At 67.5% G+C, this 12,562-nt stretch carries 12 protein-coding genes; 4 read left to right on the forward strand and 8 right to left on the reverse strand.

Going from position 1 to position 12,562, the window contains the following annotated elements; genetic code table 11:
• Window position 1: 1 nt before the first annotated feature.
• The 8 genes from ACJH5R_RS03490 to ACJH5R_RS03525 form a co-directional block, all read right to left on the reverse strand.
• Window positions 2–1,117, reverse strand: coding sequence for an SDR family oxidoreductase (locus ACJH5R_RS03490; RefSeq protein WP_406756432.1), 1,116 nt, complete (start codon window positions 1,115–1,117; stop codon window positions 2–4).
• A 138-nt stretch (window positions 1,118–1,255) separates the two neighbouring features.
• Complete coding sequence (locus ACJH5R_RS03495) at window positions 1,256–1,357, reverse strand: 30S ribosomal protein bS22 (protein ID WP_003402602.1); 102 nt, start codon at window positions 1,355–1,357, stop codon at window positions 1,256–1,258.
• Between the two features lie 195 nt (window positions 1,358–1,552).
• Complete coding sequence (locus tag ACJH5R_RS03500; protein WP_024442553.1) at window positions 1,553–1,762, reverse strand: helix-turn-helix domain-containing protein; 210 nt, start codon at window positions 1,760–1,762, stop codon at window positions 1,553–1,555.
• A gap of 139 nt (window positions 1,763–1,901) precedes the next feature.
• On the reverse strand, window positions 1,902–2,762 hold the full coding sequence (gene proC / locus ACJH5R_RS03505) for a pyrroline-5-carboxylate reductase (RefSeq protein WP_406781324.1): 861 nt from the start codon (window positions 2,760–2,762) through the stop codon (window positions 1,902–1,904).
• A 118-nt stretch (window positions 2,763–2,880) separates the two neighbouring features.
• Window positions 2,881–3,723 (reverse strand): thioesterase family protein, encoded by an 843-nt coding sequence (locus ACJH5R_RS03510; protein WP_406756434.1) that lies wholly within the window; start codon window positions 3,721–3,723, stop codon window positions 2,881–2,883.
• Between the two features lie 42 nt (window positions 3,724–3,765).
• On the reverse strand, window positions 3,766–4,608 hold the full coding sequence (locus ACJH5R_RS03515; protein ID WP_406756435.1) for a sugar phosphate isomerase/epimerase family protein: 843 nt from the start codon (window positions 4,606–4,608) through the stop codon (window positions 3,766–3,768).
• A gap of 17 nt (window positions 4,609–4,625) precedes the next feature.
• Window positions 4,626–5,633 carry a hypothetical protein gene (locus ACJH5R_RS03520; protein WP_406781325.1) on the reverse strand — a complete coding sequence of 336 codons (1,008 nt, stop codon included), beginning with the start codon at window positions 5,631–5,633 and terminating at the stop codon, window positions 4,626–4,628.
• The gene (locus ACJH5R_RS03525) at window positions 5,630–6,625 is read right to left on the reverse strand and encodes a hypothetical protein (RefSeq protein WP_406756437.1); all 996 of its coding nucleotides are present in this window, start codon (window positions 6,623–6,625) and stop codon (window positions 5,630–5,632) included. The genes ACJH5R_RS03520 and ACJH5R_RS03525 overlap by 4 nt, the downstream gene beginning before the upstream one ends.
• Before the next feature lie 71 nt (window positions 6,626–6,696).
• On the opposite strand from ACJH5R_RS03525, the gene ACJH5R_RS03530 reads away from it, so the two are divergent.
• The 4 genes from ACJH5R_RS03530 to ACJH5R_RS03545 all read left to right on the forward strand — a co-directional run bounded on the left by ACJH5R_RS03530 (window position 6,697) and on the right by ACJH5R_RS03545 (window position 12,498).
• A complete protein-coding gene (locus ACJH5R_RS03530; RefSeq protein ID WP_406781326.1) occupies window positions 6,697–7,491 on the forward strand; it encodes a hypothetical protein in 795 nt (264 codons plus the stop codon).
• Window positions 7,492–7,790: 299 nt separating this feature from the next.
• Window positions 7,791–8,588 carry an ABC transporter ATP-binding protein gene (locus tag ACJH5R_RS03535; RefSeq protein WP_406756439.1) on the forward strand — a complete coding sequence of 266 codons (798 nt, stop codon included), beginning with the start codon at window positions 7,791–7,793 and terminating at the stop codon, window positions 8,586–8,588.
• Window positions 8,589–8,704: 116 nt separating this feature from the next.
• Entirely contained in the window at window positions 8,705–11,101 is a 2,397-nt protein-coding gene (locus ACJH5R_RS03540) for an FtsX-like permease family protein (protein WP_406756440.1), read from the forward strand.
• A 29-nt stretch (window positions 11,102–11,130) separates the two neighbouring features.
• Window positions 11,131–12,498 carry an FAD-binding oxidoreductase gene (locus ACJH5R_RS03545; protein WP_406756441.1) on the forward strand — a complete coding sequence of 456 codons (1,368 nt, stop codon included), beginning with the start codon at window positions 11,131–11,133 and terminating at the stop codon, window positions 12,496–12,498.
• Window positions 12,499–12,562 lie beyond the last annotated feature (64 nt).

A 12,562-nucleotide genomic window follows, 5' to 3' on the forward strand; every position in this document is an offset into this window, starting at 1 on the left:
GTTACCCTCCCCGCACCCTGGTGAAGCTGATATCCCCCATGCGCTGCGCTGCGCTCACTGTTCGCCGCTCCACCGAACGGACCCACTTGGGATCGACGATCGGGTTCAGCCCCCGACCCCGCACGTAGTCGTCGAATGCCTCGGCGGTGGTCCACTTGGCGCTGTACCCGAGTTCGGTTCGCATTCTAGTCGTGTCCATCACCCGGCCAAAGCTCAGATAATCCAGCTGCTCCCGGTTGATCTCGGTGTAGTTGTTGGCCCGGCGCAACGAATCCATGACCCACAGCCCAAGACCCGGCAGCGGCATCGGAACACGGCCTGACCTGCGGATCGCCTGCGACATCATGATGATCCCGTCGGCGCCGATGTTGAAGGTGCCGGCCTTGCTGGCCATGGTGGCCCGCTCCAAGGCGCCCAGCGCGTCCTGCTCGTGCAGCAGCTGCAGGCGCGCGTCTCGGCCCAGCACCATCGGAACCAGCGGGCCGGCGAGGTAGCGCGACAGCGCGGTGTCCATGGCCGGGCCGATCATGTTGGCCATCCGCAGGATCGTGACCGCGATGTCGGGCCGTCGCCGGCCCAGCCCGCGGGCATAGCCCTCGATGTCGATGCTGTCGCGGGGGAACCCCTGAGTCGGCGGACGGCGACTGGTGCTGTCCTCGGAGAACAACACCGGGTCACGTGAGCACGACCCGTAGACCTCCGAGGTCGACTTGAGCACCACCCGCCGCACCGAAGGCGCCTTCTGGCAGGCGGCGAACAACTGCATCGCGCCCATCACGTTGAACTCTTTGAGCGCCGCCCCACCGCCGGACCGAGGGACGTACGACGCCGCCGCTGCGTGCACGACGGTGTCGACATCGCTGTTTCGAATCACCTTGGCGATAAAGGGATTACGGATGTCGGCGCGGACAAACTCAGCGCGCCCCATTCGGCGCAGCATGTCCTTGCTCGGCATGACCGCATCCACCGCGATCACCCGGTTGATCAACGGGTTCTGCGTGAGCCTTGCGGTGAGGAATCCACCCAGAAACCGGCACGCACCGGTGACCAACACAACCTTGGGGTAATGCCGGGCGTCACTTCGCGTGCCGTCGCTTGGGGGTCCGGCCTCGTCCACCCCGTCAGCCTAACGGCCAGGCCGGAAAAGCAATACCGGCGATCGGCTCGTTGTCGAGTGTGAAGCTAACGTCACACCCGGTGCGCGAGCGTGAAGCCAACTTCACGCTCGGCACGGCTCGGAGGGGCCTGGGCGGAGTTACTTACCGAGTTTTCTGCGCTGCACGCGGGTACGGCGAAGCAGCTTGCGGTGCTTCTTCTTCGACATGCGCTTGCGCCGCTTCTTGATGACTGAACCCATGAACTCCGCTATCTGCTTCTGCCCGCGCCGACGAATGGGCGCTGCTGAATTTGATCGACCCGGTTACTTTACCCGTAGGCAGGCACGGACCGGAAAACCGCACCTGGCCCGACCACCAAGGCCGCCAAGACAGCCGACCCCGGGCGTCGCCGTGCGGCGACGCCCGGGGGGCGCTTACCTGTCGACCGGCTCTTGTTAGCCCGCGTCGAAGAAGGAGGTCTCCAACAGGTCGTGCACCGCCTTGGCGTGCACCCGGAAAGACCGTCCCACCCGTACCGCGGGCAGCTCGCCGTTGTGCACCAGGCGGTACACCGTCATCTTGCTGACCCGCATCAACGCGGCCACCTCGGCCACGGTGAGAAATTGTGTCGTGTCACGCGCCGAAGGCCCGTTCGCAGACGTCATCGTTACCCATTTCAATCAGGCACGTGCAGTCTCAGCGGCTTCCCCTCCGCTGCGCCCACACGCACAGACATAGAGGAGAATAGCGGGACGGATGGGGTTCCTGCGACTACTGAGAGCCAATATGTGAAAAATAAGTGAATTACTCTGGTGTAATTCTTAGCTGCTCAGAGCGTGTTTTTGCGGCCTGGACCGCCCGATCGATCGAGGTCCGCAGGCCACCGGCCTCCAATTCCCGCAGTGCGGCCGCGGTGGTCCCCCCGGGCGAAGTCACCATCGCTCTCAGGTGGGTCGGGGCGGTGTCGATGCCCGCGTTCGCCGCCCCCTCGCCCTCGCCGCGCTCCTCCAGCAGCATCTGCGCCGAACCGGCCATCGTCTGCACCGCCAAGTCGGTGGCCGCCTGCCGGCTCAGTCCGGCCGCAACCCCGGCATCCACCAGCGCCTCGACCACCAAGAAGAAGTAGGCCGGCCCAGAGCCCGATACCGCGGTCACCGCGTCCATTTGCTCTTCGGGAACGATCGCCACCGTCCCGACGCACTCGAACAACGCGGCGACCTCGCTGACCTGTGCATTGCTGGGGAACCGGCCCTTCGCCAGCGCGCTGGCGCCGGCGCCGACCTTGACCGGGGTGTTGGGCATGACGCGCACCACGGCAGCGCCGGCCGGGAGCTTGGACTCCACGTACCCGGTGGTGAGACCGGCCACGATCGTGACCAGCACCTGCTCGGCACTGTCCCCGGAGGCAGCGGTAACGCTCCTGGCGAACTCCTCGACCACCGCGTCCACATCCTGTGGCTTCACCGCGACGATCACCACGGAGGCGTTTTCCATCGCGTCGGCGACCGAGGTCACCAGGACCGAGTACTTCTCCGACAGCTGCCGGGCCCGCTCGCCATACCGCTCGGCGACCACCAGGTCCTTGACCGGGCGACCGGCAGCCAGCAGCCCCGCAAGCAACGCTTCGCCCATGTTGCCGCCACCGATGATCGCGATTCTGGTCATGGCGACAGCATTTCAGACCCGGCGCACGACTGCGGTGAAGCCCAGTCCACAGGCGGGTCGCCCGCTAGCGCACCGGGCGATCGCAAGCGCGGCGGAGCCGGGCGCAGCGGGTCGCCCGCTAGCGCACCGGCACCATCGCCAGCTGGCGGGTCTGCACCACGATTCGGCCCTCGCAGTCGACGACGGTGTGGTCCTCGTCGAACCAGTCCTGACCGATCTGCACGCAGCTGCAGATCACCCGCAGCCAGCCGTCGGCCGGGACGGCCCGCAGGTAGGCGGTGAGCTGCACGGTGGGCGCCCAGCCGTTGCGATTGACGGCGAAGGTCACCGGCGCCGACACATCGCCGCACAGCAGCGCGAACAACACGTCGGGGGCGGCGTCTTTGGGCCGCACCCACATCTCGATCACCGGCGGGCCGCCATCCGAGCGCGGGCCGAGTGTGGTCAGCGCCGGCCGAATATCGCAGCCATGTGCCAGGTGCACGATGTGCTCCATCGGATGCCCCGGACCGATCGGTTCCAGGCCGGGCGGAGGCTCCGGCGTCATCAACGGCACCACCGGGTTGAACGACAGCAGTGGCGGTGCCTGGTGCTCCGGCTCACTGAGGGTGATGACCGCGCGCACCGCGGTGCGTTCGCCCTGGTTGAGTTCGACGTCGACGAGGCTGACCCGGCGGCCACGCTTGCGGATCGTGGTCACCAGCTGCATCGGGCCGGGGTCGGGTGCCCACAGGTAGCTGGCCGACACCGCGACCGGCTGGATCTCCGCCGCCGCGTCGCCGGCGACGGCGGTACGGGCGGCGTTGGCGCACAACGCCAGCATTGCGCCGCCGTGCACCTTCGGACCGATGGTCCAGTGCTCATTGAGCTCACCGGTGAACGACGCGACATCGTCACTGTCGTCGGGGCCGTCGATGCGCACCAGGGCCATGGCATCGGTGAACAACGTGGATGAGGTCACGCGAGGACTCCTTGTGTCTCAGCGATCGACATGGACGGGCGATCAGCGCAGCAGATGCGTCCGGGCGAACTGCAGCGACTCGGTCAGCAGCGCCTCACGCTCGTGCGGCGAACGCGCCTGCGAGGTGGTCACTTCCAGCACCACGTGACCGGTGAAGTCACTGGCGGCCAGCAGCTGACACACCTCAGCGGTGGGCTGGTCGCCGCGGCCGGGCACCAGATGCTCATCGGCCGGCAGCCCGGTTCCGTCACACAGGTGCAGGTGCGTCAGCCCCGAGCCCATCCGGCGGGCCATCTCCAAGCCGTCGGCGCCGGCGGTCGCGGTGTGCGACAGGTCCAGCGTGTAGTGCGCGTGGTTGCCGTCGAGGGGATCGTGGGACGGCGCGAACGCCGAAATCCCCGCTCCCGGACCGCCTCCGCGGCGACGCATCCGCTCGCGGGACTGATCGGCGCCGAAGAATCGGTCGGCACGGAAGGGGAACATGTTCTCCACCGCCACCGCCACATCGCTGGTGGCCTCCAAGTGGGCGACTTGATCGCTGAAGCCCTCGGCATAGCGCCGCTGCCAGCGAAACGGCGGATGCACGACAACGGTTTGGGCATCGAGCTGCTCCGCCGTTCGAACGCTGCGTTCCAGTTTGGATATCGGGTTGGAGCCCCACACTCTTTGTGAGATCAACAGACACGGAGCGTGCACCGAGAGCACCGGCACCCGGTATTTGCGCGACAGCCGCCGGACGGCCCCGACGTCCTGGCTGACCGACTCCCCCCACACCATCAGTTCGACGCCGTCGTAGCCGAGCCGGGCCGCGTATTCGAAGGCAGCCTCGGCCCGCAGTGGGTAGACCGAAGCCGTCGACAATCCGACCTTGATGGCAGGGCGCACGAAGTAATAGTGAACGGCTAATTAGCGTGCAGCGCCAGCGGCCCCAACGTAACCAGCAAACCGACCGCCACCGCGATCAATGTGCTGACGATGTCGACGGTCTTTCGGACCGCCTGCACCGCGGCCACCAGACCGAGTGTGACCAGGACCGTGAGCACCAGGGCCACGATGCTGTTCCACCGCCACAACTGGTCGAAGACGATGAACAGGCCGCCGCCGAACACCACCGCCAGGATCGACTGCAGCACCACCAGCAAGCCACCCACCACACCCGGGCGCCCGACGTACGGCTCACCCGTCTCCGCGTCGGCGGCCACCGCAGCGCCGTCGGTGGCGGCGGCCTCGGCGTCCGCGTCGGCAACCAGAGCTGACCCGCCCGCCCGTTCGGTGGAGCCGGACTTGGTCAGGAACGACCGCACGAATGCGGAGTCCCCGGTAGGCAGGGCGGCGTCACGAACTTCGGCGTCCATCACGTCGACGGCGATATCGGTGTAGGTGTCAACCGGATCCGGACGCATCCGTTCAGCACCGGATCCGGTCGGCCGGTTCTCGGCCGGCTGGCCGTTCTCGGCGACGGGCGGTTCGGAGCGGCGCATGGGCCGTGGGTAGGCGCTCTGCTCCGGGCCGATCCCACGCGGGGGCTGCGGCGGGGATTTGGGCCAGCGTGGCTCGGCTGCCGACCGCTCGGCGGGATCCACCCGCTGCGCCGGACGCGGCCCGGTCGCAGGCCGGTCCTCCTCCTCGACGAAGCCGGGTGCCGGACCGATGGGCAGAGCACCGCTGGGTTCGCCGTCGGTACTCGCCGACGGCGTGGCCGGGACGTCGGGCTCGGGCGGAGCTTCGTCGCGAATGATCGGGATCTCCCCGGTCAGTTCGGCGACCGTGACGGCGTCGGCATTGCCGCGCCTGCGCCGGCGGCGCCCGGTGACCGGAGGGGCACCGATGTTGCCGTTCTTGGCGAGCAGTTCGGCAACCGAGATGGGTCGCGTCTCGACATCGCGGGGGTCGGGCTTGGGTCCACTCATCGGTCCCCTCCTTTTGACCGCGCCGCGGCCAGGCCCATCGACGGGGATCCGAACAGGGTGACACCGTCGGCTTCACTGTCGAGTCTGCGCAGGATCAAGCCCTCCCGCAGCGCCCACGGGCAAATCTCCACCGTTTCGATCGACAGCGCTCGCATGCTCGCCTCCGCCACCAGAGCACCCGCCACGATCTGTGGCGCTCGCTCGGCGCTCACCCCTTCCAATTCGGCCCGATCAGCCGTGGTCATCCTAGAGATGAATGATATGAGCTGCCTAAGGCCAGTGGCGGTCAATGTGCGCCGTACGCGCGGCCCGGCGGCCGACGGAGCCGCCCCGGTGAGCCGCGCCAGCGAACGAAACGTCTTGGAGCTCGCGACTGCCAGATCGGGCGGGCCGACGTCCAGCACGGCCGCGGCGGCACCCGCCAGTTCGGTGTCCAACCAGTCCCGCAGCATCGCCACCCGGCGCCGGCCCGGCGGGTCTTCGGTCAGCCACTCCCGGGTGAGCCGTCCGGCACCCAACGGCAGCGACAGCGCGACGTCCGGCTCCTCGTCGACACCGCTGGACATCTCCAGCGAACCGCCACCGATGTCGAGGTTGTTGATCCGCCCGGCGCTCCAGCCGAACCAGCGCCGCACCGCCAGGAACGTCAGCCGGGATTCGTCCTCACCGGCGAGCACCTGCAATTCGACGCCGGCCTCCGAACGCACCCGGGCCAGCACCTCCTCGGAGTTGGACGCATCGCGCACCGCCGAAGTGGCGAAGGCCACCAGCTCCGCACAGCCCGAACTCGCTGCGATCGTGGCGAATTCACCGACCGTGGACACCAACTTGTCAGCTCCGCGCCGGGTGATCTTGCCGGAGCTGTCGGTCGCCTCGGCCAGCCGCAGCGTGGCCTTGGTCGAGCTCATGGGAGTCGGGTGACCGCCCCGGTGAGCATCGACCACCAACAGGTGAACGGTGTTGCTGCCGACGTCGAGCACCCCTAATCGCACGCACCCAACTTAGTGGGGCGAGGCCCGGACATGGTGAGGCAACGTGAATTTCTGGTCTAGCCTGGAGATTCGTGACCCCCGCGCAGCACCGCCCCCACCCCGGCGAGGTCGATTTGGACTTCCCTCGCGAATGGGTAGAGTTCTACGACCCCGACAATCCCGAGCACCTGATCGCCGCCGACCTGACGTGGCTGCTGTCCCGCTGGACCTGCGTTTTCGGCACCCCGGCCTGCCAAGGCATCATGGCCGGCCGCCCCGACGACGGGTGCTGTTCCCACGGCGCCTTTCTGTGTGACGACGACGATCGGGCCAACCTCGATGACGCCGTCGCCCAACTCACCGACGCCGACTGGCAACTGCGCGACAAAGGCCTGGGCCGCAAGGGTTACCTGGAATACGACGAGAACGACGGCGAGCAACAACTGCGCACCCGCACCGTCAAGGGCGCCTGCATCTTCCTGAACCGGCCGGGGTTCGCCGGCGGCGCGGGCTGCGCCCTGCACATCAAGGCCGTCCGGCTGGGCGTGGAACCCCTGACGATGAAGCCAGAGGTGTGCTGGCAGCTGCCGATCCGGCGCAGCCAGGACTGGGTCACCCGCCCCGACGACACCGAAATCCTCAAGACCACGATCACCGAATTCGACCGCCGCGGCTGGGGGCCGGGCGGTGAGGACCTGAACTGGTACTGCACCGGCGACCCGGCAGCCCACGTCGGCGCCCGGCAGGTCTGGCAGAGTCTGGCGCCCGAACTGACCGAGTTGCTGGGCGCCAAGGCCTATGCGGAATTGGCGGCAATCTGCGAGCGGCGCAACGAACTCGGCCTGGTGGCCATTCACCCCGCGACCCGGGCGGCCCAGAGCACCTGACCGGAGCATCGTGCACTTGGGTGGCCGCAAATTCATGACTCGGATAGCTGCAGGTCAACCGGCACTTTATCGCCAGCGCGGCGCTACGGCCACCGCCGGCTGACGGCGGGATCGTCCGGGTAACGCGACGGCTTCCGGTGGTCGGGGTCACGACCGAACGATTTTCGGCAGGCGACCGGCGCCGGTATGATCGGCCCATAGCGCCGCGTAGCGCACCAACTTCGCGGAGTGCGTACTGAATTGAGAAACGCGCCCAACGCGGGCATGATCGCCTATATTACGACGCCCGCCGGAGATTCATGATCAGGACCGAGATGCATACCGTGGATATGGAGCTCAACCGGAACGGACACACGCCGCCGGTCGTTCTGAGACCTCCTGTGGTCCTTGAAGCGCGCAAACTCAACAAACAGTTCGGTGAGGGCGATACTGCCACGCCGATTTTGCGCAACATCGATATCCAGATAACCCGCGGCGAATTCGTCGCGATGGTCGGCCCCTCCGGTTCGGGCAAGTCCACCCTGCTGAGCATTCTCGGCCTGTTGGACATGCCGACCAGTGGCGATGTCCTCATCAACGGCCAGAGCGTCTCGCAGCTCTCACGCAAGCAGTTGGCTACCGTGCGATGCCAGACGCTCGGTTACGTCTTCCAAGCCTTCAACCTTCTGGCGGGCCTCTCGGTGGTCGAGAATGTGATGCTCCCAGGCCTGCTGGCCGGCAGATCCGGCCGCGGCCAGCACGCCCACGCGATGAGCCTGCTCGACCAGGTCGGGCTGGCTGCCAAGTCCAAGCGTGTCCCCTCGGAATTGTCCGGCGGCGAACAGCAGCGCGTGGCCGTGGCCCGGGCGCTTTTCATGAAGCCCGACGTGATTCTCGCCGATGAGCCGACCGGAAACCTGGACACCGTTAATGGCCAGCGAGTTATCGATGCGCTGTATAACTTGAATGCCGCGGGCCAGACAATTGTTTTGGTGACCCACGACCGGAAAATAGCTGACGACGCTCCTCGTCTGATTTCATTGCTCGACGGTGAAGTTGAGACGGACAGCGGAATGGCTCACGCGGCAAATAATGTGACATGGCTCGCGGAACATTAGCCGCGACATTCGGCCTGCTACGGATAATCAACTTCCGAGCCGTCCGTAAACACGCATTCCGGGCCGCACTGGCAGCATTCTCGCTCGGCGGCGGTGTCGCAGTCGTCGTAGCCGTCATGATCGAGGTCACCAGCGTCTCCAAAGCCGTCGAAGACGTCGGCTACCAGATCGCCGGTCCCGCACCACTACGCGTGGTCGGGGCGGCCACTCGCGGCGGCATCAGTCCCGCCGTCGTCGACGACTCCCGGGCGGTGCCCGGGGTGGCAGCCGTGGTGCCGGTCATCCGCGGGGTGACCATGATCCACAACGACGGCAAGGAGAGCTTCGCGCTGGGTCTGGGCGTGGACTGTTCCGCACAGTGGATCGTCGACCCGAAGGTCTGCCAGGCCGGGCAGGCCGAACCCCCACCGGCGACCTCGAAGTCGCTGGGTGACTCCCTGGACTCCTCGGCGACCCTGGTCACCGATGTCGGGCAGCTGTCGGTGGAGAAGTTCCAGCGGGTGGCTGACCTCGACGACGTCAACAACGGCCTGGTCGCTGTGCTGCCGCTGAGCATGGCGAAAGTGCAGTTCGCCCGCGGCGACCGGGTGGACATGCTGTACGTGACGCTGGACCCGGGCGCCGACGCCAATGAGGTCCAGCAGCGGCTGAAGACCACGCTCGGTCCCACCTACAGCGTGCAGCCCCGCAGCGAGCCGGCGAAGGGCTACAACGTCAACGACGTGCTGCTGCCCCTGCTGGGCATCTTCGCCCTGATCTCGATCGGTGTCGGGGTCATCCTGATCACCCAGATCACCCGACTTTCGGTGGAGGAGCGTCGACGCGAGATCGCGATCGCCTCCGCATTGGGAGCCTCGCCCGCGTCGATCATGACCGGATTCCTCAGCGAGGCCGCGCTGTTGGGTGCGGTGGGCTCGGCGATGGGTGTGCTGACCGGCATCGTGATCTCCGAACCCATCGTGGCCAGCGCCAGCGAGCTGACCGAACGCTTCGTCGGTGTCACCGTCCCGGTGATCCTCAAGCCGGCGATCCTGGTGGTCGGCATCCTCGCCGGCATCGTGCTGGCGGTGGGGGCCGCGATCGGCCCCGCCCTCTCGGCATCCAACACGCCCATCGCGGCCGAGCTGTCGGGTCGAGCGGCGCAGGAACAGACCACCCAGCGCAAGATCTGGTTCAGGGCCCTGCTGCTGCTGGCGATCGGACTGACCGGGGTGGTCGCGGCACGGCTGGCCACGCTGTCCGGCGCGCTGGTCGCCTGGCAGGCCATCATCGCCGACGCCGGGGCGGTCGTCGCCCTCATCGGCCTCCTGCTGGCCACGGCATACCTCAGCGCGCAGGCGATCACCAGCCTGCGCCCGCGGCCGGACAAGTCGAGCGGGGCGACGCTGACCATCGCGCTCAACGCGCTGCGCTCGGACCGGTCACGCACCGCCGCCATCTCGGGCGCCATCGCGGTGCCCGTCGTGGTCGCCATCCTGCTGTCCGGATTCCTGGTGGCGATCCACATCGGCGCCACCAAGGTCGCCGAATCCCAGGCGGACGGCCGCATTGCCATCACCACGACGCAGTTCGCCGATTACGGACCCATTGATGCCCGATTCGCCCCGCAGACGGTCAACAAACTGAACTCGGTGGCCGGGGTGGAAAAGACCGAGCGGATGGCTGAAATCGAGATCAGCCTCAAAGACGGGTCGTTAGCGCATATTCAGGCGCAGGACCGGCCGACATTTCCGTTCGGATTACTCGCGGGGCAATCCCCGGAGGCAAGCCAGAAAGCCAATCAGGTCGTCATCGGCAGCGTCCTGGCGCGCGAGAAGAATCTCCACATCGGTGACACTCTTGTATTTGGAAGTGGACTCGACGCGCAGGCGATGAGCATCGGCACCATTGTCGCCACGCCCGAATACGGCGGCCGTCGGATCTACATGCCCTACGCGGTCGCCGAGCAGATCTACGGCCCCCAGCCCGCCGGCCTGATCTTCGCCACCCCCGAGTCCGGCTTCACCGCCGGTCAGGTCATCGAGAACATCAAGGCAGCGCAGTTCGACCAGCCGGTGACCGCGGTGGACACCGACGGTTATGCCGCTGACATCGCGACCTCCATCGGCCGTTATCTCACGCCGCTGAACACCCTGAAGTACGGCCTGCTCGCGATCGCCTTCATCTCGGTGCTGTCGACGCTGCTGCTGGTCGGTATCCGCCGCAGGCGCGAGGTGGCCCTGATCCAGGCGCTGGGGGCCACCCGGGTCCGGGTGTTCAGCATCACCACCATCGAGGCGGTCGTCGCCGGCGCCGCCGGCGGACTGTTCGGCGCGGTGCTCTCGATCGCCATCTCCGAGGCCGTGCGGCGGGCAGCCGTCGTCAACGTCGGCCTGATCACCCCGCTGGTGTTCCCCTGGACCGACGCGGTGGTCTACGCCGTACTGGCCACCGTCGCCGCGGTTTTCGCGGCCATCATTCCCGCCTGGAAGAGCACTCGGTCCACTCCGGCGACCGAACTGCGTGACGAGTGAGCTCGCCGCGCTGACCCGTTAAGGATGCGATGACAGCCACCACCCCCACCGTTCCGGGCTTTACCGGCGACGCCGTCTCCCCGGGCGATGCCCGCTACGACGAGGTGCGCCAGGTCTTCAACGGCCTGATCGACAAGCGGCCGCGGGTGGTCCTGCAGTGCCGCTCGCAGGACGACATCGTCGCCGCTGTGCGCTATGCCGTGGACTCCGGCGCCCAGATCGCGGTGCGCAGCGGCGGCCACAGCGTCGCCGGCCACTCGGCCACCGAGGGCGGCATCGTCATCGACCTGACGCAGATGCGCGGGGTGCGGGTCGACGCGCAGGCGCGGATCGCCTACGTCGACGCCGGCGCCACCTGGGGCGATGTTGACCCGGTCACCAGCAAGCACGGCCTGGCCTGCCCGGGCGGGGTGGTCTCAACGACCGGCGTCGGCGGGTTCTCGCTCGGCGGCGGCATCGGGTGGCTCTCCCGCGCCCACGGCATGACCTGCGACAACCTGATCGGCGCAACGCTGGTGACCGCGTCCGGTGAGGTGCTGACGGTCAGCGAGACCGAGAACGCCGACGTGCTGTGGGGCCTGCGCGGCGGGGGCGGCAACTTCGGCGTGGTGGCCCAGTTCGTGCTGCGCCTGCACCCGATCTCCGGGGTGGTGGCCGGCGTGCAGTCCTACCCCGACGTCGACGCCGAGGCAGCCCTGCGGCACTTCCGCGCCCAGATGGACAACGCACCGGATCACCTGGCGTCCATCCTGGACTTCTCTTCCGACTTCACCACGGGCCAGTCGCTGGTCAACGTGCTGGCCTGTTCGACGCGCACCGATGCGATCGGCAGCGACGACGTCAGCGCGCTGCTCAACGTTCGCGGCGTGGCGGCCAAGCCGGTGGTGGCGGTGCAGCACAACCTGGACTACTCGACCTGGCAGCAGGCCCTGGACTACACGGCGCCGTACGGCTGGCTGAACTACTGGAAATCGCTGTTCGTCACCGAACTCACCGACGAGGCGATCCGGCGCATCGCCCTGCTGGGGCGGTCACGGCCCTCGGCGCAGACCCGGCTGCACCTGATCCGGCTCGGCGGGTACGCCAGCCGGGTTCCCGCGGAGTCGACGGCCATCGTCGCCCGCGAACACCCGTACATCATCCATTTGATGGCGACGTGGACCGACCCCGCCGAGAGCGCACGCTGCACGGCGTGGGCCCGGCAGGCCTTCGAGATACTGCGGCCACTGGGCCCGGACAGCGCCTACCTGAACTTCGTCGGCGACGAAGGACAAGACCGCATCCGCGCGACATTCGGTGACGCCGGATACCAACGTCTCGCCGACCTCAAGGCACGCCTGGATCCGGGCAACCGATTCACCCTCAACCACAACATCGAGCCTGCGACGGGGAGCTAAGCGCTCTGCAGTTCTCAGTGTGTCGCCAACGCCGACACACTTTTACGCCAACGCACGGTGGGTA

The organism is Mycobacterium sp. SMC-19 (assembly GCF_045310815.1).
GTDB lineage: Bacteria > Actinomycetota > Actinomycetes > Mycobacteriales > Mycobacteriaceae > Mycobacterium.